Source organism: Mycobacterium sp. Aquia_213, assembly GCF_026625985.1.
In the GTDB taxonomy this organism is placed as follows: Bacteria; Actinomycetota; Actinomycetes; order Mycobacteriales; family Mycobacteriaceae; genus Mycobacterium.
Genome location: NZ_CP113116.1, coordinates 455,448 through 480,869 on the forward strand (window position 1 = coordinate 455,448; position 25,422 = coordinate 480,869).

General features: G+C 67.6%; 25 protein-coding genes and 1 tRNA gene. 17 read left to right on the forward strand and 9 right to left on the reverse strand.

What is annotated here, in order from left to right:
* The first annotated feature begins 397 nt into the window (after positions 1 to 397).
* The 7 genes from ssd to LMQ14_RS02145 are packed head-to-tail and all read left to right on the forward strand — an operon-like array spanning position 398 to position 4,882.
* On the forward strand, positions 398 to 1,447 hold the full coding sequence (gene ssd / locus LMQ14_RS02115) for a septum site-determining protein Ssd (RefSeq protein WP_267735310.1): 1,050 nt from the start codon (positions 398 to 400) through the stop codon (positions 1,445 to 1,447).
* Positions 1,444 to 2,607, forward strand: a complete 1,164-nt coding sequence (locus LMQ14_RS02120) for a TadA family conjugal transfer-associated ATPase (RefSeq protein WP_267733213.1) — start codon at positions 1,444 to 1,446, stop codon at positions 2,605 to 2,607. Before ssd ends, LMQ14_RS02120 begins: the two co-directional genes overlap by 4 nt.
* Complete coding sequence (locus LMQ14_RS02125) at positions 2,604 to 3,401, forward strand: type II secretion system F family protein (protein ID WP_267733214.1); 798 nt, start codon at positions 2,604 to 2,606, stop codon at positions 3,399 to 3,401. The genes LMQ14_RS02120 and LMQ14_RS02125 overlap by 4 nt, the downstream gene beginning before the upstream one ends.
* Entirely contained in the window at positions 3,398 to 3,991 is a 594-nt protein-coding gene (locus LMQ14_RS02130) for a type II secretion system F family protein (protein ID WP_267733215.1), read from the forward strand. Before LMQ14_RS02125 ends, LMQ14_RS02130 begins: the two co-directional genes overlap by 4 nt.
* A 45-nt stretch (positions 3,992 to 4,036) precedes the next feature.
* The gene (locus LMQ14_RS02135; RefSeq protein ID WP_267733216.1) at positions 4,037 to 4,228 is read left to right on the forward strand and encodes a DUF4244 domain-containing protein; all 192 of its coding nucleotides are present in this window, start codon (positions 4,037 to 4,039) and stop codon (positions 4,226 to 4,228) included.
* A gap of 23 nt (positions 4,229 to 4,251) precedes the next feature.
* The gene (locus tag LMQ14_RS02140) at positions 4,252 to 4,554 is read left to right on the forward strand and encodes a TadE family type IV pilus minor pilin (RefSeq protein ID WP_267733217.1); all 303 of its coding nucleotides are present in this window, start codon (positions 4,252 to 4,254) and stop codon (positions 4,552 to 4,554) included.
* Positions 4,555 to 4,570: 16 nt separating this feature from the next.
* A complete protein-coding gene (locus LMQ14_RS02145) occupies positions 4,571 to 4,882 on the forward strand; it encodes an Rv3654c family TadE-like protein (RefSeq protein WP_267733218.1) in 312 nt (103 codons plus the stop codon).
* Here the strand turns inward: LMQ14_RS02145 and LMQ14_RS02150 are convergent, their stop codons facing one another.
* Positions 4,883 to 5,920 carry a PAS domain-containing protein gene (locus LMQ14_RS02150; RefSeq protein WP_267733219.1) on the reverse strand — a complete coding sequence of 346 codons (1,038 nt, stop codon included), beginning with the start codon at positions 5,918 to 5,920 and terminating at the stop codon, positions 4,883 to 4,885. It lies immediately after the preceding gene.
* Between the two features lie 312 nt (positions 5,921 to 6,232).
* The gene (locus tag LMQ14_RS02155) at positions 6,233 to 8,548 is read right to left on the reverse strand and encodes a DEAD/DEAH box helicase (protein WP_267733220.1); all 2,316 of its coding nucleotides are present in this window, start codon (positions 8,546 to 8,548) and stop codon (positions 6,233 to 6,235) included.
* A gap of 248 nt (positions 8,549 to 8,796) precedes the next feature.
* Here LMQ14_RS02155 and cspA point away from each other — a divergent pair, with 248 nt between their 5' ends.
* The 3 genes from cspA to topA all read left to right on the forward strand — a co-directional run bounded on the left by cspA (position 8,797) and on the right by topA (position 12,843).
* Positions 8,797 to 9,000, forward strand: a complete 204-nt coding sequence (gene cspA / locus LMQ14_RS02160) for a cold shock protein CspA (RefSeq protein ID WP_007166602.1) — start codon at positions 8,797 to 8,799, stop codon at positions 8,998 to 9,000.
* Between the two features lie 178 nt (positions 9,001 to 9,178).
* The gene (locus LMQ14_RS02165; protein WP_267733221.1) at positions 9,179 to 9,769 is read left to right on the forward strand and encodes a hypothetical protein; all 591 of its coding nucleotides are present in this window, start codon (positions 9,179 to 9,181) and stop codon (positions 9,767 to 9,769) included.
* Positions 9,770 to 10,041: 272 nt separating this feature from the next.
* On the forward strand, positions 10,042 to 12,843 hold the full coding sequence (gene topA / locus LMQ14_RS02170) for a type I DNA topoisomerase (RefSeq protein ID WP_267733222.1): 2,802 nt from the start codon (positions 10,042 to 10,044) through the stop codon (positions 12,841 to 12,843).
* A 12-nt stretch (positions 12,844 to 12,855) separates the two neighbouring features.
* Here the strand turns inward: topA and LMQ14_RS02175 are convergent, their stop codons facing one another.
* Positions 12,856 to 14,538 carry an adenylate/guanylate cyclase domain-containing protein gene (locus tag LMQ14_RS02175; protein WP_267735311.1) on the reverse strand — a complete coding sequence of 561 codons (1,683 nt, stop codon included), beginning with the start codon at positions 14,536 to 14,538 and terminating at the stop codon, positions 12,856 to 12,858.
* Positions 14,539 to 14,627: 89 nt separating this feature from the next.
* Between LMQ14_RS02175 and LMQ14_RS02180 the strand changes: the two genes are divergently transcribed.
* The 5 genes from LMQ14_RS02180 (at position 14,628) to LMQ14_RS02200 (ending at position 17,732) form a co-directional block, all read left to right on the forward strand.
* Complete coding sequence (locus LMQ14_RS02180) at positions 14,628 to 15,845, forward strand: DNA polymerase III subunit delta' (RefSeq protein WP_267733223.1); 1,218 nt, start codon at positions 14,628 to 14,630, stop codon at positions 15,843 to 15,845.
* A 55-nt stretch (positions 15,846 to 15,900) separates the two neighbouring features.
* Positions 15,901 to 15,976 (forward strand) — tRNA-Thr (locus LMQ14_RS02185).
* A gap of 77 nt (positions 15,977 to 16,053) precedes the next feature.
* Positions 16,054 to 16,851 carry a glycosyltransferase family 2 protein gene (locus LMQ14_RS02190; protein WP_267733224.1) on the forward strand — a complete coding sequence of 266 codons (798 nt, stop codon included), beginning with the start codon at positions 16,054 to 16,056 and terminating at the stop codon, positions 16,849 to 16,851.
* A gap of 173 nt (positions 16,852 to 17,024) precedes the next feature.
* Positions 17,025 to 17,288 (forward strand): hypothetical protein, encoded by a 264-nt coding sequence (locus LMQ14_RS02195; RefSeq protein WP_267733225.1) that lies wholly within the window; start codon positions 17,025 to 17,027, stop codon positions 17,286 to 17,288.
* A 57-nt stretch (positions 17,289 to 17,345) separates the two neighbouring features.
* Complete coding sequence (locus LMQ14_RS02200; protein WP_267733226.1) at positions 17,346 to 17,732, forward strand: DUF3060 domain-containing protein; 387 nt, start codon at positions 17,346 to 17,348, stop codon at positions 17,730 to 17,732.
* Positions 17,733 to 17,737: 5 nt separating this feature from the next.
* Here the strand turns inward: LMQ14_RS02200 and LMQ14_RS02205 are convergent, their stop codons facing one another.
* Complete coding sequence (locus LMQ14_RS02205) at positions 17,738 to 19,528, reverse strand: hypothetical protein (protein WP_267733227.1); 1,791 nt, start codon at positions 19,526 to 19,528, stop codon at positions 17,738 to 17,740.
* Between the two features lie 32 nt (positions 19,529 to 19,560).
* On the opposite strand from LMQ14_RS02205, the gene LMQ14_RS02210 reads away from it, so the two are divergent.
* Positions 19,561 to 20,502 carry a GDP-mannose 4,6-dehydratase gene (locus tag LMQ14_RS02210; protein WP_267733228.1) on the forward strand — a complete coding sequence of 314 codons (942 nt, stop codon included), beginning with the start codon at positions 19,561 to 19,563 and terminating at the stop codon, positions 20,500 to 20,502.
* Here LMQ14_RS02210 and LMQ14_RS02215 read toward each other — a convergent pair.
* From LMQ14_RS02215 to LMQ14_RS02225, 3 genes are read right to left on the reverse strand one after another with little or no spacing between them, the layout of a single operon-like run.
* Positions 20,499 to 20,840: a DUF2304 domain-containing protein gene (locus tag LMQ14_RS02215; RefSeq protein WP_036471851.1), complete on the reverse strand. Its 342-nt coding sequence runs from the start codon at positions 20,838 to 20,840 to the stop codon at positions 20,499 to 20,501. The genes LMQ14_RS02210 and LMQ14_RS02215 overlap by 4 nt on opposite strands.
* Positions 20,841 to 20,853: 13 nt before the next feature.
* Positions 20,854 to 21,555 (reverse strand): glycosyltransferase family 2 protein, encoded by a 702-nt coding sequence (locus LMQ14_RS02220; protein WP_267733229.1) that lies wholly within the window; start codon positions 21,553 to 21,555, stop codon positions 20,854 to 20,856.
* Between the two features lie 13 nt (positions 21,556 to 21,568).
* Positions 21,569 to 22,936, reverse strand: a complete 1,368-nt coding sequence (locus LMQ14_RS02225) for a hypothetical protein (RefSeq protein ID WP_420714651.1) — start codon at positions 22,934 to 22,936, stop codon at positions 21,569 to 21,571.
* A 55-nt stretch (positions 22,937 to 22,991) separates the two neighbouring features.
* Between LMQ14_RS02225 and LMQ14_RS02230 the strand changes: the two genes are divergently transcribed.
* Positions 22,992 to 24,068, forward strand: a complete 1,077-nt coding sequence (locus LMQ14_RS02230; RefSeq protein WP_267733230.1) for a DUF475 domain-containing protein — start codon at positions 22,992 to 22,994, stop codon at positions 24,066 to 24,068.
* 6 nt (positions 24,069 to 24,074) lie between these two features.
* On the opposite strand, the gene LMQ14_RS02235 is transcribed toward LMQ14_RS02230, so the two are convergent.
* Positions 24,075 to 24,791, reverse strand: coding sequence for a hypothetical protein (locus tag LMQ14_RS02235; protein WP_267733231.1), 717 nt, complete (start codon positions 24,789 to 24,791; stop codon positions 24,075 to 24,077).
* A gap of 58 nt (positions 24,792 to 24,849) precedes the next feature.
* Entirely contained in the window at positions 24,850 to 25,338 is a 489-nt protein-coding gene (locus tag LMQ14_RS02240; RefSeq protein WP_267733232.1) for an inorganic diphosphatase, read from the reverse strand.
* Positions 25,339 to 25,422 lie beyond the last annotated feature (84 nt).

Genomic DNA, 25,422 nt, shown 5'->3' on the forward strand with positions numbered 1-25,422 from the left:
GGCTCAAACAGTTTCTTTGAAAAAAATAGCTACTTGCGGCACCGCCCACTGTCGTGTGTATAGTAAGCATTACTCGGCCTGAGCCGAGGGTGTATCAGCCCGACCCCCCGGGGCTGATGCACGACGACCTCCGCCTCCTCCCCCCCTGGCGGGGGTCGTCCCTTTTCTGGGGTAATTTTCCCGGCATTCAGACCATCCGTCGCAGCCCTCCGGCGCGTTGCGGGCACGGTGTTATCCATAGGCTCGGCAACCATTGGCCCGAAGCCTTTGTGCACACTCTCGTATCTCTCCACAAATCCAGGTTTGGCACTGGTGTCCCATCCTGAGCTGCCCGCACGGTGGTGGGGTGACCGTCGCCACCGCCGCCGAAGCCAGGGGTTCCACGGGTGTACTGGCGGTGCTGACCGACCCGATCTTGCGCGACGAACTAGACCGGGTGGCCGCCGCGGTCGGTGTTCGAGTGGTGCACGCCGGTGGTTCGGCGGTGGGTCGGAAAACGTGGTCGGCGGCCGCGGCGGTGGTGCTCGACGCGGTGGCTGCGGATCGTTGTGGGCGCGCTGCGCTACCGCGCCGCGCGCACCTCATTGTGCTGACCGCCGCCGAACCCGCGACGGCCACCTGGGCGGCCGCGATTGCGGTCGGCGCCCAACACGTGCTGAGCCTGCCCGGCCAGGAACACGAATTGATCCGCGAGCTCGCCGACTCCGCCGAATCGATCCGGGACGACGGGTTGCGCGGCGATGCCGTCGCGGTGATCGGGGGTTGCGGCGGGGCCGGCGCGTCGTTGTTCGCGGCCGCACTGGCGCGGGCCGCGACCGATGCACTGCTGGTGGATCTCGATCCCTGGGGCGGCGGCGTCGATTTGTTGCTCGGCGGTGAGGCCACACCCGGTTTGCGCTGGCCCGACTTGGCTTTGCAGGGCGGCCGCCTCAACTGGTCGGCCGTGCGCGACGCGCTGCCACGCCTGCACGGAATCAGCTTGCTGTCCGGCACGCGGCGCGGCTACGAGCTGGACGCGGGGCCGGTGGACGCGGTCATCGATGCGGGCCGCCGCGGGGGAGTCACGGTCGTCTGCGATCTGCCCCGTCGTCTGACCGACGCCACCCAGGCCGCGCTGGATGCCGCCGACCTGGTCGTCGTGCTCAGCCCCTGTGATGTGCGGTCCTGCGCGGCGACGGCGGCGATGACGCCGGTGCTGGCCGCGATCAATCCCAACCTCGGGTTGGTGGTCCGAGGTCCGTCGCCGGGTGGGTTGCGCGCGGCCGAAGTCGCCGACATCACCGGCCTGCCGCTGCTGGCGTCGATGAAAGCTCAGCCGCAACTGGCCGAGCAGCTAGAACACGGTGGCCTGCGGCTGGGACGGCGATCGGCGCTGACGGCGGCGGCTCGCCGGGTGCTGGCGGTACTGCCCCGCGCGGGATCGGGACCGAAAGCCAGGGCGGCGTGAGCGGATCGCTTATCGAGCGGGTGCGCGAGCGGCTGGCGACGGAGTCGGCCCCGTTGCGGCCCAACGTGGTGGCCGCCGCGATCCGGGCCGAATCCGGCGGGATGCTCGGCGATACCGAGGTCCTGGCCAATCTTCGGCTGTTAGAGACCGAACTGACCGGTGCCGGGATCCTCGAGCCATTGCTGTGCGCGAACGGCGTCACCGACGTCCTGGTCACCGCGCCGGACGCGGTGTGGGTCGACGATGGAAACGGTTTGCGACGCAGCCACATCCGGTTTGCCGACGAGGCCGCGGTGCGGCGGCTGGCCCAGCGGTTGGCGTTGGCCGCCGGCCGTCGTCTCGACGACGCGCAGCCCTGGGTCGACGGCCAGCTGACCGGTATCGGCGCCGGCGGGTTCGCGGTCCGGTTGCACGCGGTGTTGCCGCCCGTGGCCGCCGGCGGCACGTGTTTGTCGTTGCGGGTCCTGCGTCCGGCCACGCAGGATCTGGCGGCGCTGACCGCGGCGGGCGCGATCGAGCCCGGGGGTGCCGCACTCGTGGCCGACATCATCGCGGCCCGGTTGGCTTTCCTGGTATGCGGCGGCACCGGCGCCGGCAAGACAACTTTGCTGGCGGCCATGCTGGGCGCGGTATCGCCGACTGAGCGGATCGTGTGCGTCGAGGATGCCGCGGAATTGGCGCCCCGGCATCCGCATCTGGTCAAGCTGGTCGCGAGGTGCGCCAATGTCGAAGGCGTGGGCGAGGTCCCGGTGCGTCAACTCGTGCGGCAGGCGCTGCGGATGCGGCCAGACCGCATCGTGGTCGGCGAGGTCCGGGGCGCGGAAGTGGTCGACCTGCTCGCGGCGCTGAACACCGGCCACGACGGCGGCGCGGGCACGGTACATGCCAACAATCCGGGTGAGGTCCCGGCCCGGCTGGAGGCGTTGGGCGCGCTCGGCGGTTTGGACCGGGCCGCGCTGCACAGTCAGCTCGCCGCGGCGGTTCAGGTGCTGCTGCACGTCGCCCGGGACCGCAGCGGTCGGCGCCGGCTCGCTGAGATCGCGCTGTTGCGCGACGTCGACGGGAGGGTCCGGGCAATGCCGGTGTGGCACGCCGAGCGGGGGATGACCGACGACGCCGACGAGCTGCATCGCTTGCTGCGAAGCCGGTTGCCGGCATGAAACGCGTACCGGCTGCTGCGTTACTGATGGCGTTGGCGCTCTTGATCATTCCCTCATCACCGCGGCGACGACTCGTGCCGGCTCGATCACACCGGCGGGTCGTGATCGGCACCCGCGGGGTGGTCTGTCTCGCGACGTGCGCCGCTGCCGCGGCCGCGATGGTGCTGCCGCCGACGACGGTGCTGGCCGCCGCGGTGGTGGCCGCAACGGTGAGCCTGCGCTACCGTCGGCGCCGTCAACTCCGGCGTGCGACCGAGGAGAGCCGGACATTGGAAGCCGCGCTCGATGTGTTGGTCGGCGAGCTGCGCGTGGGTTCGCATCCGGTGCGGGCGTTTGGGGTGGCCGCCGACGAAACCGTTGGCGCGGTTGCGATGTCGTTGCGGGCGGTCGCGGCGCGGGCGCGATTGGGTGCCGACGCCACGGCGGGTCTGCGCGCCGCGGCACGTTCATCAGCCCGGCCCACGCATTGGCATCGACTGGCCGTTTGCTGGCAGCTGGCCAGCGATCACGGCCTTGCGATCGCCACCCTGATGCGTACCGCGCAACGCGATATCGTTGAGCATCAACGATTCTCATCGCGGGTTGACTCGGGCATGGCGGGTGCGCGCGCCACCGCGGCGATATTGGCGGGGCTGCCGATGCTGGGAGTCTTGCTGGGCCAACTGATCGGGGCCCACCCCCTGAGTTTCCTGCTGAGTGGGCGCGCGGGTGGGTGGCTGTTGGTTGCCGGAACGCTGTTGGCGTGCGGCGGACTGCTGTGGTCGGACCGAATCATCGACAGAGCCGGGTCATGAGTGTCGCGGCGGTATTGCTGGCCGTAGCGTTGTTGATCGGACCCGGCCCATCGGTGGTGCGCACGCGCGCCGGCACAACGGTTCGCGCGCAACGGCTCCGGTCCGGGCTGCCCGACGAGTCCGCGCCCGGGGCCGACCCGCTGGCCGCCGCGTCGAGCTTCGACCTGCTGGCCGTGTGCCTGGAGGCGGGCATGGCGGTGTCGGCCGCGGCCGCGGCGACCGCCGGTTCGGCGCCGCCGAAGCTGGCCCGGGTATTGCGGCGGGCGGCCGATCTGCTGGCGCTGGGCGCCGATCCCGCTGTCGCGTGGTCGATCTCGCGCGAGAAATCGGCCGACGTGCAGACCGATGCGCTGCTGCGACTGGCGCGGCGTTCGGCCTCGTCGGGTGCCGCGCTGGCCGACGGCGTCGCCGAACTGGCCGACCAGGCTCGACACGATGCCGCGCACACCGCCGCCGCGGCCGCCGAGCGGGCGGGCGTGCTGATCGCCGGACCACTCGGGCTGTGCTTCCTGCCGGCGTTTGTCTGCCTCGGCATCGTCCCGGTGGTGGCGGGGCTGGCCGGAGATGTCCTGCAATCGGGCTTGCTGTGAAGGGCGAGCAAAGAGCACAACAGAGGGGATGTATTGGTGATAAACATGTTTCGCGCATTCATGGCGCGGATATCGGTCCTTGCCACCGACGAGTCGGGGATGTCCACGGTCGAATACGCCATCGGCACCATCGCCGCGGCCGCCTTCGGCGCGATTCTCTACACGGTCGTCACCGGCGACTCGATCGTGTCGGCGTTGACCAACATCATCGGTCGTGCACTCAACACCAAGGTCTAGCCGGCTGCGCCGGTGCGAGCAAGGTGGAAGCGGCATTGGCGATCGCCGCGCTGGTCGTCGTGCTGGTGGGATGCCTGGCCGGTATCACGGCCGTGTCGATGCAGGTTCGCTGTGTCGATGCGGCTCGCGAAGCTGCCCGACTGGCCGCACGCGGTGACGAACGTTCGGCGGTCGACGCGGCACGCCGCATCGCCCCGGGCGGATCGCGGGTCCAGCTGCGCCGCGACGGCGACTTCGTGGTGGCCACGGTTGTCGCGCACTCAAAGATACTGCCCGCGTTGGATATTAGCGCCAAAGCGGTCTCTGCGGCGGAGCCGTCGGGATGACGACGGAGCGGCGACTGTGCTCGCGGCGGCGATGGTCGGCGTGCTGCTGTGCGTCACGGGCGCCGGCCTATATGTCGGCTCGGTGGTGGTGGCACGTCATCGTGCGCAGGCGGCCGCCGATCTGGCCGCGTTGGCCGCCGCGGCGCGGCTACCTTCCGGGGCCGAGGCGGCCTGCGCCCGGGCGAGCGCGGTAGCCCGCGGGATGCGAGTCGACGATGTCGGCTGCCGGGTGGACGATCTCGACGTCGTCGTCACCGTGCGCGTTGCGGTGCCGTTTGGCGGTGTGGCCCAGGCCGCCGCGCGGGCCGGGCCCCTCGACGCGGCGTGATCAGGCGTTGTCGTCCGAGGCTTTTGGCAGTCCGGCGCCGGCCAGCTCGTCGTCGGTGGGCAAGCGCAGTGAGACCAGTCCGACGAAGGTGTCCGGCTCGAGTTCCACTCGGTTGGCGGTCACGTGCACCGGCACCCAATTGCCGTCGAAGCCACGCATCCGCAGCACGCGGTTGGTCGATCCCTTACCGAATTCCTTTGTCATGGCTGACATCTGGGGCACATCGTCGGGATGTACCTTCGGCCTGTCCTTATCGGAGCCTCGCCAGTCGTAGAAGGTGCAGGGCTCGTCGAGCCATTTCAACAGGGTCCAGTTGTTGAGGTCGACGAGCGCCCGGTGCACGCCGGCCTGCCGCAGCCCGTCGAGGATTCGCAGGGCCAGGTCATCGGTCGAGACCAGCGGGCCCTTGAGTTCGGCACGCCAGTTCATCGCCCGCGCGACGAGGTTCTCCTTGCCGTCCGCTCCGGGCTCCAGTCCGCTGCGACCGACGAAGCCGATCCGGATGGGATTGCCCTGCCAGTCGGTGAGATCCCAAGTGCTGCAGATTGTTTGGCCCGGCTCCGCCTTGACCGCCATCGCGAGTATTTTGGTCTCGTTCGGGTTGAGCTCGCGGGACGGAAGGTCTTCGGCAAACGCTCTGCCAAAGGTGACTTCGACTTCGGGATTCTTGCCGCTGATGGCCAGCGACTCCCGCGTGTCCGTGGCCACCCCAAGGGTGAGATCCCACTTCAGCGGGCCCGCGATGGGCCGCTCGGGCGGATCGATGTCGGCAGGGCCGGTCCACACGTGCACACCGTGGATACAGCCGTCGGACATCACCACCGGTTCGGTGCGGATCACGCGGTCGTGCTTGGGAGTGATGCTGGTCAGGCTCTGGCCGGTGCGTATCGACTCAGCGATTGCGGTCCGGACCGCGGCGAGGTGGGGACTGCGGCGGAGGAAAGTCGTGATGGGGACAAGGTTCTTGAGCTGCCGCCCCTGTGCAACCACGGCAGGCTCGCCCCCCAGTGTCTCCACGAGCAACCAGTCGTGGGCCATGCGGTCAATTTTAGGGCGCTCAGTGGCAAGTGGGGATGCCCGGGCGCGCCGTCATCGCTCCAGCAAATCCCGTTGCGACATCAGTTGGGCGATGCCGCGAATCGACTTCGCGGCCGCTAAGTTACTGGTAAGTTTGCAAATCAGAACACAGCCTTGGTAGTTTTCTGCTCCGGCCGTTGGTCGCGCTTTGAGACATCACGCTGGCGTTTCTTTAGACAGAAGGAAACGCATTCGGCGGTTGTTATATGCGAATCCGTGGAGGTCGACCGTCGAGGGGTCGGTCGCCGTCCGCACGGTTGCTCAGCGCGATCCCTACGGCAACTCCGCAAGCACCAGTCTGAGCACTTGCACAGCTCCGGTCTTGTCCAGCGGGTCGTTGCCGTTGCCGCACTTGGGGGATTGCACGCAGGACGGACAGCCCCGCGGGCATTCGCATGCCTCGATGGCCGCCGCGGTGGCACTCAGCCAGGTCCGTGCTTGCCGAAAACCGCGCTCGGCGAATCCCGCCCCGCCCGGATACCCGTCGTAGACGAACACACTCGGCCCACCCAGCGGACCGAGCGCGCTGGACATTCCGCCGATGTCACCGCGGTCGCAGCTGGCCACCAAAGGCAGCAGCCCAATCGCGGCGTGTTCGGCCGCGTGCAACGAGCCGGGAATCCGTGTTGCATCAATCCCATTGTGTGCCAATGCCTCTGGCGTTATGGTGTACATGACCGCGGTGGTTTCCAGGACGTGTTCGGGCATGTCCAGCTCGATGAAATCGATGACCTCCCCGGACAGCCGCCGGCGCAGGTAACCCACGACCTGGTGCGTGACCCTGACCGGCACCACGCCCAGGGTCACCGGACCGAACGTCGATCGCTCGCCGCCGCCGGTGACCTTGATGTCGGTGATTTCGCGCGCGAACGTCGCATAACCGGGATCCTCGGCGTGCACGAAGGCCATTCCATCGTCGAGATCGAGCGAATCGACGACGTAAGTGTCGCCCTGATGGAGGTAAACCGCCCCCGGGTGCACCGAGGCGGGGGCCTGACCGAGCCCGGCACTGCCCAGCAGTCGTCCGGTATCGGCCTCCACGATGACGATCTGGCCGCCCGCCGAGCCCCGGATGTCCACCGCGCCATGCGGTTCTAGGCCGGGCGCGGGAAAGTACTTGCCGCCGCGGCGGCGCAGCAGCCCGTCGTCGACCAGCCCCTCGGCCACCTGCACGGCGTCCAATTCTCGAACCTCCGCCTCCTCAAGCGGCAATTCTGTTGCGGCGCAAAGTAGTTGGGGTCCGAGAATATAAGGGTTGGCCGGGTCGATCACCACGCGCTCGACCGGCTTGTCCAGCAGCGCCGCGGGATTGTGCACCAGATACGTGTCCAGCGGGTCGTCGCGGGCGATCAGCACCACCAGGGCACCCTGCCCCCGGCGCCCGGAACGGCCGGCCTGCTGCCAGAACGAGGCAACCGTCCCGGGAAAACCGGCGAGCACCACCGCATCGAGCCCGGCGATATCGACACCCAATTCGAGCGCGTTGGTGGTGGCCAGGCCCCGCAATCGGCCCTCTGCCAGCGCGCGCTCCAGCGCGTTGCGGTCCTCGGCGAGATAACCGGCCCGGTAGGACGCCACCGTCTGCGAAAGATCCGCCGCGATGTCGTCCAGCCGCGCCCGGGCGCCGAGCGCGGTCAATTCGGCCGCCCGCCGGGAACGAACGAACGTCAGCGTCTGCGCTCCCTCGGCGATCAGGTCGGCCATCACCCGCGCCGCTTCGGTGCCGGCGGAACGGCGCACCGGGGCGCCGTGCTCGCCGGTGATGTCGGTGCGCAGCGCCGGTTCCCACAACGCCACGGTGCGTTCACCCTGTGGCGAGCCGTCTTCGGTGACCTCTTCGACCGGCAGGCCGATGAGTTCGGAAGCCGTGGTACCCGGCGAATCCGTCGTCGCGCTGGCGAAGATCACCGTCGGCGCTGTCGAGTAACGCGCACACAGCCGCAGCAGGCGGCGCAACACCATCGCCACGTTGGAGCCGAAAACGCCCCGGTAGTAATGACATTCGTCGACGATCACGAAGCGCAGGCCGCGCAGCAGGACGGCCCAGCGCGGATGATTTCGCAAAATGGACAAGTGGATCATGTCCGGGTTGGAGAACAGCCAGCGCGAGCGCTCCCGCGCGAAGCGGCGAACCTCGGCGGGACTGTCGCCGTCGTAGGCGGTGGGCGCGACCGCCAAACGCGGGTGGCCCAGTCTCGGCACCGCGGCCGTCAGCGCGTGCGCGGCACGCAACTGGTCGTGACCAAGGGCTTTCGTCGGCGACAGGTACAGCACCCGGCCCAGCGGATCCGTCGCCAGCGCGTTGAGCACCGGCAGTTGATAGGCCAGCGATTTGCCCGACGCGGTGCCGGTGCTGACCACGACGTGACGGCCGGCGTGCGCCAATTCGGCGGCCCGCGCCTGGTGTGACCACGGTGCGCTGATGCCCCTCTCGGCAAAGGCCGCGACGACGTCGGATTCGGCCCATTCCGGCCACATATCGGGCCGGCCGCTGCGGGCCGGCAGCTCCGCGACGTGGCGCAGCGGATGCTCGTCGGGCGAGGTTCCGGCGAGCGCGACGGCGAGCAGGTCGCTGCCGAAACTCGCCACGTCACACCCTCCAAGAATCAGTCGCAGACACAAGTCTGTCGCCAAGGCCATGAACATGGTTGACTGTTTGCGGTCGTAGCTTCTGTGTTCGTGTCAAACTTTCGCAGGATCGACGTTGCGACCCGCGGTTCCTGCGAGGTTAACGGTCGGGTGAAGTTCCGACGACTCCGTGAGGTATGGCGGTGACAACGGGCCCGGGGCACCGAAAAGCGGTGCTCCGCACCTTGAAGAAAAGGAAAGATCGAGAAATGCCACAGGGAACTGTGAAGTGGTTCAACGCGGAGAAGGGCTTCGGGTTCATTGCCCCCGAGGACGGTTCCGCGGATGTTTTTGTCCACTACACGGAGATCCAGGGTTCGGGCTTCCGCACCCTCGAAGAAAATCAGAAGGTCGAGTTTGAAATCGGCCACAGCCCTAAGGGCCCCCAGGCCACCGGAGTCCGCTCCGTCTAAACCGAGCAGATTCTGACGAAAACCCCCCGTGCAACCCGCTTTGCGGGTGCCGCCGGGGGGTTTTCACTATCTATTCACGCCTTCGCAACCTTCGGCCGGGCGAACCCGACACGCCAGGTATCTCGGCGCGCCGAATGCCTCAAAGCGGGGACGGGCGGCCTGGCTTACTGTCGATGTGGTGAGCCAGCTTTCCTTCTTCACAGCGGAGGCGGTGCCGCCCGCGGTAGCCGATCTGTGCGGAGTGCTGGCGGCGTCCGGGCAAATCGTGACGGTGGGCGCTACAGAGGCCCGTGGGGCCCGGCTCTCGGTCGTCGTGGATCAGCTCTGGCGCGCCTCGGCGCTGGCCGAGATGATCACCGAGGCCGGCTTGGTCCCCGAGATCGGTCGTACCGACGAGGACACGCCGCTGGTGCGGACGGCGATCGACCCGTCGTTGAGCGCGATCGCGGCCGAATGGACCCGCGGTGCGGTCAAGACGGTGCCGCCGCGCTGGCTGCCCGGCCCGCGCGAGTTGCGGGCGTGGACCATCGCCGCCGGCACGCCCGAAGGCGATCACTATCAATTGGGTTTGGATCCGCACGCCCCCGACACGCATTCGCCGCTGGCGTCGGCGCTGATGCGGGTCGGGATCGCGCCCACCCTGATCGGCACCCGCGGCGGACGTCCGGCGTTGCGGATCAGCGGCCGTCGCAGGCTATCGCGGCTGGTAGAGAACGTAGGGGAACATCCTGACGGCGCCGAGGCGTTGGCGCTGTGGCCGCGGGTTTAGCGGCGCGACCCGGGACATGCGAGCCGTCCGGATCCGACATTTGCAGGCGCGCGGGACAACACCCGGCACACAGGTTTGGCCGTCGTTAGGACCGGCGTTTTCGGGGAGTCGGTTTGCGTCGGCCCGCCTCCGGGTGCGAAATTGTCAGGTGCCCGAAGGGAAGGAACGCCGGCGTATCTGAATTTCAGCGGAATTTCAGACGTCTGCCTGTCATTCTTCCTGCAGGGCGGTCCCGAACCGGGACCGGGAGAAGAGATGGAGCGTAAGCGCAGGTGGCTGACCCGACATTAGGCCGCGATAGCAGCGGTAATGGCAGCCTGAGGCGACTTGTCATCGTCGAGTCGCCGACTAAAGCGCGCAAACTCGCGGGCTACCTGGGCTCCTCCTACATCGTCGAATCGTCGCGAGGACACATCCGCGACCTGCCGAGAGCGGCCGCGGACGTGCCCGCCAAGTTCAAGTCGGAGCCCTGGGCCCGGCTCGGGGTCAACGTCGACGCCGACTTCGAACCGCTCTACATCATCAGCCCGGAGAAGAAGAGCACGGTCACCGAGCTCAAGGGCCTCCTGAAGGACGTCGACGAGCTCTACCTGGCCACGGATGGTGACCGCGAGGGCGAGGCCATCGCCTGGCACCTGATGGAAACCCTGAAGCCGCGCATCCCGGTCAAGCGGATGGTGTTTCACGAGATCACCGAGCCGGCCATCCTCGAGGCCGCGCAAAATCCCCGCGATCTGGACATCGACCTGGTCGACGCGCAGGAGACCCGGCGCATCCTGGACCGGCTGTACGGCTACGAGGTCAGTCCGGTGCTGTGGAAGAAGGTCGCACCCAGGCTGTCGGCGGGCCGGGTGCAGTCCGTGGCCACCCGCATCATCGTGCAGCGCGAACGCGACCGGATGGCGTTCCGCAGCGCGTCGTACTGGGACATCGTTGCGCAGCTGGACGCCAGCGTGTCCGACGCGAACGCGCAGCCGCCCACCTTCACCGCCCGGCTGACCTCCGTCGACGGACTGCGGGTCGCCACCGGCCGTGATTTCGATTCGCTGGGCACGTTGCGCAAGGCCGACGAGGTCGTGGTGCTCAACGAAGCGCGGGCCACGCAGCTGGCCACCGGTTTGCGGGGCGCACAGCTTTCGGTGGCCTCGGTCGAGGAGAAGCCCTACACCCGGCGGCCGTACGCGCCGTTCATGACGTCGACGTTGCAGCAGGAGGCCGGCCGCAAGCTGCGCTTCTCCTCCGAGCGGACGATGAGCATCGCCCAGCGGCTCTACGAAAACGGCTACATCACCTATATGCGTACCGATTCGACGACGCTGTCGCAGTCGGCGATCAGCGCGGCGCGCACTCAGGCCAGTCAGCTCTACGGCGACGAGTACGTTTCCCCGGCGCCGCGGCAGTACACCCGGAAGGTCAAAAACGCCCAGGAGGCCCACGAGGCGATCCGCCCTGCGGGCGAGACGTTTGCCACCCCGGATGCGGTGCGCCGCGAGCTCGACGGCGACGAGTTCCGCCTATACGAGCTGATCTGGCAGCGCACGGTGGCCTCGCAGATGGCCGACGCGCGCGGGACCACGCTGAGTTTGCGGATCGCCGGTACTGCGGCCGGCGCCGACGGCGATCAGCGGGTGGTGTTCTCGGCCAGCGGTCGCACCATCACCTTTGCCGGCTTCCTGAAGGCCTACGTGGAAACCGTGGACGAATTGGCCGGCGGCGAGGCCGACGACGCCGAGCGCCGGCTGCCCCAGCTCACCGAGGGGCAGCGGCTGGCGGCCCTGGAGCTCACCCCGGACGGGCACTCCACCAGTCCGCCGGCGCGCTACACCGAGGCCTCACTGATCAAGGCGCTCGAGGAGCTGGGGATCGGCCGCCCCTCGACGTACTCGTCGATCATCAAGACCATCCAGGACCGCGGCTACGTGCACAAGAAGGGCAGCGCCCTGGTCCCCTCGTGGGTCGCGTTCGCCGTCACCGGTCTGCTGGAGCAGCATTTCGGCCGGCTTGTCGACTACGACTTCACCGCGGCGATGGAAGACGAGCTGGACGCGATCGCGTCGGGCAACGAGCAACGCACCAACTGGCTCAACAACTTCTACTTCGGCGGGGACCACGGCGTGCCCGACTCGGTGGCTCGCTCCGGTGGGCTCAAGAAGCTGGTCGGCGTCAACCTCGAGGGCATCGATGCGCGAGAAGTCAACTCCATCAAGCTGTTTGACGACGCGGAGGGCCGCGCCGTCTACGTCCGGGTGGGCAAGAACGGGCCCTACCTGGAGCGCACGATCGTCGGCGACGACGGTGAGACGAAGCCGCAGCGGGCCAACCTCAAGGACGAGCTGACTCCCGACGAGCTGACCATCGAGGTGGCCGAAGAGCTTTTCGCCACCCCGCAAGAGGGCCGCTCGCTGGGGGTGGACCCGGAGAGCGGCCACGAAATCGTGGCCAAGGACGGCCGGTACGGGCCGTATGTGACCGAGGTGCTGCCCGAGCCGCCCCCGGAGGACGGTGAGGCGGCCCCGGCGAAGAAGGGCAAGAAGCCCACCGGTCCCAAACCCCGCACCGGCTCGCTGCTGCGCACCATGGATTTGCAGACCGTCACGCTCGAGGACGCGTTGAAACTGCTGTCGCTGCCGCGAGTGGTCGGTGTCGACCCGGCGTCGGGCGAGGAGATCACCGCGCAGAACGGCCGCTATGGCCCGTACCTGAAGCGCGGCACGGATTCTCGTTCACTGGCGACCGAGGATCAGATGTTCACGATCACGCTCGACGAGGCGCTGAAGATCTATGCCGAGCCGAAACGCCGTGGCAGGCAAAGCGCTTCGGCCCCGCCGCTGCGTGAGCTGGGCAACGACCCGGCGTCGGGCAAGCCAATGGTGGTGAAGGATGGCCGATTTGGGCCGTATGTCACCGACGGCGAGACCAACGCCAGCCTGCGCAAGGGCGACGACGTATTGTCGATCACCGACGAGCGCGCCGCCGAGCTGCTGGCCGACCGGCGGGCCCGGGGGCCGGCCAAGCGGCCCGCGAAGAAGACCACGCGCAAGGCCCCGGCGAAAAAGGCCGCCAAGCGCAGTTAGCGCCCGGCGAGATCACATGATTTCGCTGGCTACGTCTTCATTGACGGGCCGCGGAGTCGAAACCGCCGGCGGGACAGCCAGATTCAGCGGCCGAGCCAGCTGAGTGGGCGCGGAACGACCGCGCAGCTCGACCACCTCGCCGACATCCCAGCACAGCGCTTCGGCGTCCAGCGCGCCGCTGACCGCGATCGCCGACGCCAATACATGCCCGGCCTCGAGCTTGGCCAGCTCGGTCAGCCGCGCTGCCTCGTTGACCGGGTCGCCGATCACGGTGTACTCGAAGCGGGCCTGGGCGCCGATATGGCCGGCGATGGCCCGGCCGGACGACACCCCGATGCCGAACTCGGCCGCGCCGATCACCGGCAGGAGTTCGTCGTGCAGCTCCCGGGCGGCGGCCAGCGCGCCGCCGGAGGCGTCCGGGTGTTCGATGGGCGCACCGAAGATGGCCAGCGCGGCATCGCCCTGGAACTTGTTGACGAAGCCCCCGTGGCGGGCGACGGCGTCGACCACCACCCGGAAGAACTCGTTGAGCAGGTGGACCACCTCGGCGGGCGGCCGTGTCGCGGCCAACTGCGTCGAACCGACCAGGTCGACGAAGAGCACCGCGACGTCGCGCTCCTGGCCGCCCAGCTCGGTGCCGCGCTCGAGCGCCCGGCGGGCCACGTCTTCGCCGACGTAGCGGCCGAACAGGTCACGCAGCCGCTGCCGCTCGGACAGGTCGCGGACCATGTCGTTGAATCCGGCCTGCAGCAGGCCCAGCTCGCTGGCGTCGTAGATCTGCATGTGCGCGTTGTAGTTACCGCGCTGCACCTCCGAGAGCGCCCAGCGCAGCTGACGCAGCGGGTCGGCGATCGACATGGCCACCAGCAGGGTGCTGACGAATCCGACGCCCAGCGCGGTCAGGGCCAACAACAGGATGGGATTGAACAGGCTCTCCGGTGCGGCATGCAGCAGCGAAACCTTGTCGGCCACGACGGCCAGCACGATCGCCAGCAGCGGCACCGCGGTGGACAGCATCCAGGTCAGGATCTGGCGCAGGATGACACCCGGCGCCTTGACGTTCTCCGGTACCCCGCTGCGCAGGGCGGCCACGGCCACCGGCCGCAATACTCGTTCGGATTGCAGGTAGCCGATGATCGCTGTTGCGGCGGCTCCCAACGCGGTCGCGACCGTGACGACGGGCGCGGCGAACCGGGCCACCGACCAGCTGGCGACGACGAACACCACACCGCCGATGCACCAGTACACGACCGTGCTCAGCGTGCGGTAGTACGGCATCCGCAGGGCGCGGCTGCGGGCCAGTTCGGTGGCGGCCGGATCGTCCTCGGCGAGCATGTTGTCGCGGCGCTGCCAGCGGAACACCGGAAGCAGCAGCCTGAGGTTGACCACCACACCGACCAGAAACAAGATCACCAGCGTGCTGGCGAAGATCGCCAGGTTGAGCGTGGGCAGATCCTGCAGTTGAATACGGTCCTGGGGCGGGAGGCCGTAGCGCAGGAAGCCGAGCACGAACAGGGCGCCGATGATGTCGGCCTGCAGCATGCTCAGCGAGAACAGTGGCCATGGGGTGCGCACTACCCACCGGACGAACGCGCTGATTCGCCCGGGCAGAGCACCCGGTGTTGCCACCAACCCACCGTATCGGTCGGTAGGGACTAGTCGGTAACCCTTAATTGCTTCGGCAAGTCGCCGGATCCTGGCGAAACGCCGGAAAAGATCACGGAAATGTCGCGATCCGGTAGCCGGGGGGTAGACGTCGGTCTGTCTCACTAGTGTTGCCAGTGATGTCCGGAGTGTTTACGCGGCTGGTAGGCCAAGACGCCGTCGAGACCGCGCTGCTGACCGCCGCGAGAGGCGCCCGAAGTGATCCCGGTCACAGCGGTGGGGACCACGGGACTATGACACATGCGTGGCTGATCACCGGTCCGCCGGGTTCGGGGCGTTCGGTTGCCGCGCTGTGCTTCGCGGCCGCTCTGCAGTGCACATCTGCGGCTGAGGATGGCGGCCCCGGCTGCGGGCAGTGCCGGGCCTGTTCGACGACGATGGCCGGCACCCACGCCGACGTCCGCCGGGTGATCCCCGAAGGCCTGTCCATCGGCGTGGACGAGATGCGCGCCATCGTGCAGATCGCGTCGCGGCGCCCGACCACTGGGCACTGGCAGATCGTGGTGGTCGAGGACGCCGATCGGCTGACCGAGGGTGCCGCGAACGCGTTGCTGAAGGTGGTCGAGGAACCACCGCCGTCGACGGTGTTCCTGTTGTGTGCGCCGTCGGTGGATCCCGAGGACATCGCGGTCACGCTGCGATCGAGATGCCGGCACGTCGCGCTGGTGACCCCGTCGACCGAGTCGATCGCGCAGGTGCTGGTCGACAGCGACGGGCTGAGCGCCGACACGGCGAGCTGGGCGGCGTCGGTCAGCGGCGGCCACGTCGGGCGGGCGCGCCGGCTGGCGACCGACCCGGAGGCCCGCGAGCGACGGGAGCGGGCGCTGGGACTGGTGCGCGATGCCGCGACCCCGGCACGCGCTTACGCCGCCGCCGAGGAGCTGGTGGCCGCGGCCGAAACCGAGGCCGTCGTATTGACCGCCGACCGTGCCGAGGCCGAGACCGAGGAGCTGCGCACGGCGCTGGGGGCCGGCGGCACCGGTAAGGGCACCGCCGGGGCCATGCGCGGTGCCACGGGTGCGATCAAGGACCTCGAGCGGCGACAGAAGTCCCGCCAGACCAGGGCGTCGCGCGATGCGCTGGACCGGGCGCTGATCGACCTGGCCACCTACTTCCGCGATGCGCTGGTGGTCTCGGCGCGCGCGGGCGCAGTGCAGGCCAACCATCCGGATATGGCCGAGCGGGTGGCGGCCCTGGCCGCGCATGCCGCGCCCGAGCGGCTGCTGCGCTGCATCGAAGCGGTGCTCGAGTGCCGCGAAGCGCTCGCGGTCAACGTCAAGCCCAAGTTCGCCGTCGACGCGATGGTGGCCACCATCGGTCAGGAACTGCGGGACTGAAATTGGGCCGGTGCGTCCGGCTGCCGTAGACTCGTGCCGCCCAGCTTGAGGGTGCGCCGCCTTAGCTCAGTCGGTAGAGCGATTCACTCGTAATGAATAGGTCGGGGGTTCGATTCCCCCAGGCGGCTCCATCAATATCAATCACGCTGCCTTCTGCTCGAATCCGTTTGCCGGGTATGCCGACTTGAACTTGGGTATCCTCACCGCGATGACGAGCGTCAGCGCAATTTGCCCGACCTATCAGCGCCACGCACAGCTGCGGCAGATGATCGGCTATTTCCGGGCGCAGACATTCAACGGTCCGTTGCAATTGCTGATCCTCGACGACAGTCCAGAACCCGACGAATCCCTTGCGACCGATGAATACCGAAGCGACGGTATTCATTACATCCACCGGCCCGGAGACCGCATGTCGATCGGCGCGAAGCTCAATGCGCTGATGGAACTGGCGCGCGGGGATGTCCTGATGCGGTTCGACGACGACGACTATTACTCGCCGGCCTACGTGGAGCGGATGCTGGCTCTGCTCGGCGACGACGATTACCTCACCTTGAGCGGATGGTTTGCCCACAGCCCGATACACGGAAGATTCTGCTATTGGGAATCGGAGGTGTTGTGGCCCGTGCACTTCGTCCTGTCACCGCATGATCCGTTCCTGCCGGTGTCGACGAGCGGTTTGCCTCCAGAGTCGTCGTATGTGCAGGCCACCGGCTACGGGTTCGCCTCCGCCTGGCGCCGGACGGTGGCCGATGCGGTCCGTTTCCCGGATCGAGACCATGGTGAGGACGCGCAATTTTTCGACGGGGCGGTCAATGCGGGCTTCCGGGCGCGGTATGTCGCGGACACCGAGGGCTTGGCCCTGCATATCGTCCATCACACCAACATCTCTCGAGCGTTCCCGCAGTACGTATTGCCGGAGTTCATGCTCGGTCACTATTTTCCCGGCTACATCCCATTGGCCGCCGATAGCGGATTGGCCGACGTATCATCCGCCGAATCCCATTGATTCGCAGACCGAGTCGGTCATCACGGCTGTGACGCCAGCGGCAGGCGGCTCCATCAACACAGCGTGAGTTGGGTCACCATCACCCGGATTGGGGCAGACTTCCCGCGATGTGCGCGTTGAGATTTTTAAGTCACCGCATCAGAAGGTGGCCCCGAATTTCGAGCGAGGCCGACATGTTGCACAACAACGAATCCCATTATCCAGTCGGTGAGGCGGTGTGGGCCGTGGCGGGAATTGTCCTGTTGTTCGCCTTCGGCGACGTTTTGGTCTTGTTGGCTCTTGCACTTGCGGTCGCCGGCCTGGCCGCCGCCTGGTGGTCCTATCGCCAAGTGCAGCGTGACGAGCAGGGCGATGACGAGTTGGCTCCCGTCACCCAGATCCGCCCCGTCTCGCCGGCCCGTAGCGACCTGTCCTGGAGTGGGCCCACCGCTGCTTAAAACCAGGGAGTTATTAATTCCTGGTCAGGGCCGTCTTCCCGGTGGCATTGTCGGGGTATGAGCTGGTCCGCATTTCGTGTGCTGCTGGCGATGTCGGCGGTATTGGTCGGAAGTGCTTCTGCGCCAATCAATATCGCATCCGCTGACGCGGCGCCGGCCAAGATCGACGCCAGCTTCAAGTTCGTCACCTATGACTGTGGGAATCAATCACCGATCAGGATCGTGGGGCAGGATTCGACGATCACCCTGAACGGGTCGTGCGGCGAGGTCGATGTCAGCGGTGCCGCCAACACGGTGAACCTGCAGACCGTTGCCGTCATCAACGCCACCGGCGGGGGCAACCACATCACCTGGGTGAAAGGGCCGGGAGGTGCCGTCCCGCAAATCAGCAACCCCGGCCACAACAACGACATCAGGGGACCGGGCGGCCTGCAGGTCGGCTGACGGGCTCAGGCCGGCGCCAGGAAACCCACCGGCCCCGACGCGATGCACAACGCCAGCGCGGTGGTGTTGGCGCGAACCGTGATCGCGTCGCCGGCGCCCGGCAGCCTGGCATAGACCCGGTTGAGGCCGGGGTGCACCGCAACCTTGACGCCGGGCCCCTCCGACAGTGAGACCGTCATCGAGCCGTCGCTGTTGGCCAGGTAGTTGAGTTCGACCGTCCAGTCGGCGGGCAGCAGCGGGCCGTCGAGCACCATGCGCACCGGCGTGTCCGGTTGGGCGAAATAACCGCACTGCGGCATCGGCCCGGGTTTGATCGTCCGGATCCAGGTGACCCGGGCCGGGATGAGCCGCCCCGAACTGTCGAACATACGTAATTGCGTTGTCGCCGTAGCGAATTCCGGACGGTCGCGAACCAGGGCGAACATGTGGCTGGCCAGATTCTCCGGGTAGGCCACCCGCTGCAGGATCAGCGGATCGACCTCCTGATCCAGCAGCGGCGCAGTCGAATTAGCTTGGGCCGCAGCTAAACTCGCTTGCGCATTGCGCAGGTAACTCTGGGTGGGGTTGTCGCGCCAACTCGTCAGGAACGTCGCCGTCGAGTACAGGCTGCTGGCCACGAACAACACGGCCAAACCCGTCGTCGTCACGGTCCGTTGCGGTGACGCGTCCAGCCAGCGAGCACCCAGCGACCGGTTCGGTGCGCACAGCCCGACGGCGCCCAGCAGCGCCAGCACAACGACGAGATCCGGTAGATAGCGCAGGGTTTGGGCGAGTTCCAGCGCGGTCAGCTTCGACGAGCGCATCAGATAGATCGGCACTTGACAGGCCACGGCATAACCGGCCGCGGTCAGCCACACCGGGCCGAGGCGCTGCTTGCGCACGAGCGACAGCGCCAGCACCCCGATCAGCACCAGCCAGCCGAGCGCCATCGCCAGCGGCGTGGGGGTGGCCCACGGGGAGGCCGGCGCCCAGCGGTCCCAGTGCCACGGCCCGCCGGCTAGCCCCGGCACGATGCCGTGGGTGATGGACCGCGACAGCAGATCCCCGGTCATCGCGAGGTCGGAACTCCATCGTTGCTGATTGACCACCGCGAGGTAGAGCGCCACCCAGGCGACCGTCAGGATCAGCGCCGCCACCCACAGCCGCAAGCCACCACGCCAGGCCTTCAGCAGCGCGGAGCCCTCACCGCGCACATGGCACAGCAGCGCGGTCACGGCGAAGGCGACGAACGGAATCACCGCGGCCTTCTCGAAGAACAGCAACCCGCCTAGGTAGACCAGCACGCCGGTCAGCGCGTAGCGCTGATTGCCGGTGCGCACCAGCAGCACCGCGTCGGCGCACACCCAGGCCAGCGCCGCGAGCATCGGCAGCGAATTCAGCGCCGCCGCCCACCACGCGAATCCCGGCACGCCCAACGGGGTGAACAGTGCGAACGTCAACGGAATCAGCAGCACACGCCGCCAGCCGAGGATCACGTACAGCGCGCGCAGCAGCGCCAGCGAGGCCAGCAGCTGCATGATCACCAGGCTGATCGCGGGCCCGGTCCAATCCAGCGGGGCCAGCCGGGTCAGCACGCCCGCGATCAGGAACGCGGCCGGCATCACGTGACCGTCGTGGTCGTCGAACAGGTACGACGGCGACAGCAAGCCCTCGGTTCCGGCCTTTCCGATCAGGATCAGATCGTCCCAGTAGAAGTAGCCGCCGAAGGCCAGCACCGCCCGTATCGCCAGCGCGACCACGACCAGCGCGGCCGCCCCGAGGGCGACCCGCGGCATCCGGGTCATGACGGCGGGCATGGTTATTTCTTACCGGTCGGTATGGTGGGCCGGTGCGCGCACTGGTAACCGGGGCAGCCGGATTCATCGGGTCTACGCTGGTCGACCGCCTGCTGGCGGACGGCCATTCGGTGGTGAGCCTGGACAACTTCGCGACCGGCAAGGCCCGAAACCTCGAGCATCTGGCCGACGATTCCGCTCACGTCTTCGTAGAGGCGGACATCGTGACCGCGGACCTCGAGGCGATTCTCGACGAACACCGGCCCGAGGTGGTGTTCCACCTGGCCGCGCAGATCGACGTGCGCCGCTCGGTGGCCGAGCCGCAGTTCGACGCCTCGGTCAACGTGATCGGCACGGTGCGATTGGCCGAGGCCGCGCGCCGCGCCGGCGTCCGCAAGGTCGTGCACACCTCGTCGGGAGGGTCCATCTACGGCACCCCGTCGCAAATCCCGACCCCCGAGACCGTGCCCACCGACCCCTGGTCGCCATACGCCGCGGGCAAGGTGGCCGGCGAGATATACCTGAACACGTTTCGGCACCTGTACGGCGTGGACTGCTCGCACATCGCGCCGGCCAACGTCTACGGCCCGCGCCAGGACCCGCACGGCGAGGCGGGAGTGGTGGCGATCTTCGCCCAAGCGTTGCTGTCGGGCAAGCCCACCAAGGTGTTTGGGGACGGCGGCAAAACGCGCGACTACGTGTTCGTCGACGATGTGGTGGACGCCTTCGTCAAGGCATCCGGGGAAACCGGCAGCGCGCAGCGCTTCAACATCGGTACCGGAATCGAGACCTCGGACCGCCAACTACACACCGCGGTGGCCAAAGCCGTTGGCGGACCTGACGATCCAGATTTTCACCCGGATCGCCTTGGTGATCTTCAGCGGTCTTGCCTCGACATCAGTTCGGCGGCACGGGTTTTGGGATGGCGGCCGCAAGTTGAACTCGAAGAAGGCGTGCGTCGCACGGTCGAATTCTTCCGAACCCAGACCGGCTAGCTTGGCTCCGGCGCCTGCGCGCCTTCCAGTGCGACGGCCCGGGCCAGGCGCGCGTAGCGCAACTCCAAGTCCTTGAACCGCATATATGTGCTCAGCGTGGTGAAACTGAACGCCATGATCAGCGCGTAGAGCATCAGGTCGGTGCCGCGGCGCACCCCGAACCAATGTGCGACCACGGTGGTGTCGTCGGGCCGCAACACGGCGTAGATGCCGCCCAGCACGAAGAAGACGTAGCCGACCTTGACCCAGGCCTTCGACCGTGAGCTGCGGCGCGACCGCAACAGGTAGATCAACAGCGCGATGATCGACCCGATCAGCAGCACCTGGATCCAGTTCATCATTGAGTCCTTCTCATCTCGGAATCCGCCCGCGCAGGAACCCGTCGAAAATGATGTTGACGCCGTTGAGCAGGGGCTGACCCTTCGACTTCGAGTAGTCGGTGTAGAGCACCTCAACCGGCTGTTCGACTACCCGCCAATGGTTTTCGGCGACCAGCAGGATGAATTCGTTGGCGTGGCTCATACCGCTCATCGTGATGTTGAGCCCGTCGGCCACCGTCTTGTTGAACACCCGCAGCCCGTTGTTGGTGTCGGTCAGGCCAAGCCGGCGGCCGCTGGGGCTCAACCGCGCGGCGGTCTGCAGCACGATCCGTTTCAGAAGCGGCGGCCGGCTGCTCTCCTGCCCACCGAACCGCGTTCCGATGACGATGTCGACGTCCTCGGCGATGAGCCGGTCGACCATCGCGGACACGTCTTTGACGCGATGCTGTCCGTCGGCGTCGAACGTCGCGAAGACCCGCGCGCCGGGCTGCTTGCGGGCGTACTCGACGCCGGTCTGAATGGCCGCGCCCTGCCCCAGGTTCACCGGATGGCGCACCAGATGAGCCCCGGCCCGCCGGGCGATTTCACCGGTGCCGTCGGCGCTGCCGTCGTCGACGCACACGACGTGGTCGAAGACCGAACGGACATCGGCGACCACCTCGCCGATGACCGTGGCTTCGTTGAAGGCGGGAATGACGATCCAGACGCCCGGGTAATCCGTTTCGATGTTCACAGGGTAGCCAGGATCAGCCGGCTAAGCGCCCGGCGCGCGCCAAAGCCACCAGGTGTACGCCGATTCCCACCAGCGGACCGCACAGCAGCGCGACCACGGTGCGGGTCTCCAGCGGTAGCGGCAGCAGCAGCAACAGACCCGACGCCGCGGTGGCCCCGACCCACCCCAGCGCGTAGGCCCGATGCAGCGCCGCGGCCACGGCCGCGGCACCGGTGAGCGTCAGGATGGCGATCGACAGCGCCGCGCCCGTCAGCCACGCCAACAGGGCGCCGCTGGCGTCGTACTGGGCCCCGAACGCGACCCGCAGCAGCCACGGGCCCACCAGGCCGGCCGCCAGCACCCCGATCGCGCCGATGCCGCCGATGATCGCCGCCGGTGCGAGCAGGGCCCGCAACCGGTCGCGGCGCTCGTCCACGAAATGCGCGATCAGGTTGCCTTGCATCGCGGTCAACGGCACCAGCAGCGGCGCGCGGGTCAACGTCACGGCCAGGATGATCACACCGCCTTGTGCCCCAAGCTGATTCGAGGTCAGCTTGAGCAGCACCGGGAATCCCATCACCAGGATCGCGCTGGCGCCCGCCGCGGTGATCGAGTGCGCGGTGCCCCGCAAGAACGTCGCCGTGTTGCCCGGTGTCAGCAGTCGGGCCGTCGCGCGGGCCGTGGGCGAGGCCGCCAGGATGACCAGCCAGGCCAGCGCGCCGGCCACCGTCGCCCACAGGAAACCGGTCAAACCCCAGCCGAGCACGAAGGTGGCCGCGGCGATCGCCACCCGCATCACCGCGTCGGTCACCATCAGCGCCCCGTACTGGGTCCACTGATCGGTGCCGGCCAGCATGCCGAGCAGGGTGGCGTGCAGACAGAATCCGGCCAGGCCGACGGAGAGCAGCGCCACCGACAACCAGCGCTCTTCGGCGAACACCCGGCCACCCCACAACGGCGAGCTGCCCGCGATCACGACGGCCGCGGTGGCACCGACCATCGCGGCGACGCGCAGCGGGTGGTTGCGGAGTTCTGGACCCGGCAACGCCTCGATGTAGCGGGTGGCGCGCACTTCCCGGGTGGTTTCTTGCAGTAGGCCGAAGGCGGCCCCGGTGACCAGGCCGAATGCGCCCCAGAACACCCCGAACACCGAGAAGCCGCTCGGCGCCAGGTCACGAGCCGCCAGATAGATCACCGCGTAGCCGCACACCGCGGTCAGCGCGGTGGCGGCGCCGACCCGGGCCATGCTGCTGCGCGCGATCGGTCCCTGGGCCGCTCCCGCGGCCCCGGCAGCCCCCAACGGCGAGGCCGCGCCGCCGACTTCGGTCACCGGCGCCGCGCTGTCAGCCGACAGACCCGATGCATAGCCACAATTTGAAAATAGTAAGTGCGCGGCTGCCATGGCTGGCGGTGACGACCGCATTCGCCCTAATGTGGGCGCCTGTCAGGAAGGACCCATGGCCGCCGCTCGTATCTTCGGGATCTCGCTGTTAGTCACGTTGGCGGCCCTCGCGCTCGGCTATGCCCACGGCGGGCTCAACGCCCTGTTCCTTCTGGTGGCCCTGGGCATCCTCGAGGTGTCGTTGTCCTTCGACAACGCAATCATCAACGCCGCCGTGCTGAAGCGGATGAGCCCGTTCTGGCGGCAGATGTTCCTAACGATCGGGATTTTGATCGCCGTATTCGGGATGCGGCTGCTCTTCCCGCTGCTGATCGTGTGGGCGAGCGCGGGCATCGACCCGGTGCACGCGCTGCACCTGGCCCTCAATCCGCCGCCGCACGGCGCACTGGAATTCCCGGACGGCTCGCCCAGCTACGAGAAGCTGGTGACTGCGGCCCATCCGCAGATCGCGGCGTTCGGCGGAGTATTTCTGCTGATGCTGTTTCTGGATTTCATCGTTTACGACCGAGACATCAAGTGGCTCAAGTGGATTGAGGTCCCCTTTGCCCGGATTGGTCGTCTCGCCGAGGTCTCGGTGGTGGCCACCGCCGTGGTGCTGGTCTTGGTCGGTACGCAGCTGACCCACTCCAGCGAGGAGTGCGCGACGGTGCTGACCGCCGGGCTACTGGGCCTGGTGACGTATTTGATCGTCAACGGTTTGAGCCAGGCGTTTCGGCCGGCTGATGCCGACGGCGCCGAGGCCGCCTCGCCCGCCCTGGCGGTGGGCAAGGCCGGCCTGACGCTGTTCCTGTACCTCGAGGTACTGGACGCGGCCTTCTCGTTCGACGGGGTCACCGGTGCCTTCGCGATCACGTCGGACCCGATCATCATCGCCCTCGGTCTGGGATTGATCGGCTCGATGTTCGTCCGCTCGATCACGATCTACCTGGTCCAGCAGCAGACGCTGGACCGCTACGTGTATCTGGAACACGGCGCACACTGGGCGATCGGCGCGTTGTCGGTGATCATGCTGTTGTCCATCGAACAGCACTATCGGATCCCCGAGGTGCTCACCGCCTTGGTCGGCGTGGTGTTCATCGGGGCGGCATTCGGCTGGAGCGTGCTGCGCAACAGGCGCGAGGCCACTGGCTGAGTCGGGCTATGCCTCGATTTGCCCGGCGATGCGCCGTTCGATGCTGGCCCGCGCGGGCGCCGGCAGCGCGATGAGGCCGTCGAGCTCCTTGCCGGCCCGCGCGTAGGCGTTCTGCCGCTCCTCACGGGTGGCTCCCTCGTCCTGCGCCAGGTGCAGCAGGTTCTGGGCGCGGGCCAGCCGTTGCTGTTCGTCCTCAGAGAAATCGCTGCGGCGCCGGCGAATTGCCTCGGCCTCGGCGATCTCGAACGCGCTGATGTACTCGTGGACGGCGTCGCGGTAGTCCAGGTATGCCGACCGGTCACCGGCGAAATCGTCGGGCCGCTCCGGCCGCAGCAAATCCGCGTGCCGCTTCGCCTTGTGGAAGGCGATGGTCAGCGGATCGCGCATATTCGTCATCAACGGGAAATCCAGCAGTTTGGCGATGTCGACCTCGTACTCCAGCCATTGCGTGTCCATACGATCATGTGCCGCAAGGAGTTTCGTGAGATCTCGTCGAGAACTCTCCTCGTCGCCGCGCTGGGGGTACCTCCCGCTTGCGGGGGACCGGCCGGATGCCTGAGCGATGGCGATCTTGGTCTGCTGCTTGAGCCGATAGCGTTCCAGTCGTCGCTGCGCCCGGCGCTCGTTCGCGGCGGCCACCGCCCTGACGCCAGTTCCGAGCGCGCCCGCGAACGGGAAGATCAGCCACCAGAAATTCGCGGCGAAATGAAGCACCGGGGTCACCTCGCCAGGATGCCACCGAGAATCCCGGAGGGTGGTGGCTGCGGTTACGCCAGCAGCGTTAGTGCCCGCCCTCTTTGAACCGCGCGATCGAGCGCTCCACCTCGGCCTCGGCTTCGGCGCGGCCGACCCAGTCCGCCGCCTTGACGTACTTGCCCGGCTCCAGGGCCTTGTACTGCGAGAAGAAGTGCTTGATGACGTCCAGTTCGTAGGACGGAACATCGCCGATGTCCTGGATGTGGTCCCACCGGTGATCGCCGGCCGGGACACACAACACCTTGTCGTCACCGCCGGCCTCGTCAACCATCTTGAACATGCCCACCGGTCGCGCCTCGACCAGCACACCCGGGAACACCGACTCGGGAAGCAGCAGCAGCACGTCCAGCGGGTCGCCGTCCTCGCCCAGGGTGTTCTCGATGAAGCCGTAGTCGGTCGGGTAGGCCATCGACGTGTAGAGGTAGCGGTCGAGCTTGACGCGCCCCGTGTCGTGATCGACCTCGTACTTGTTCCGCTGGCCTTTCGGGATCTCAATGACCACGTCGAATTGCACTGTCTGACGCTCCTTTGAAGAGAAGTAAGTCTGGGTGGACCCGGTAGATCGGTTCGTCGCGGATCACCCTAGTCGAGCGAGTTT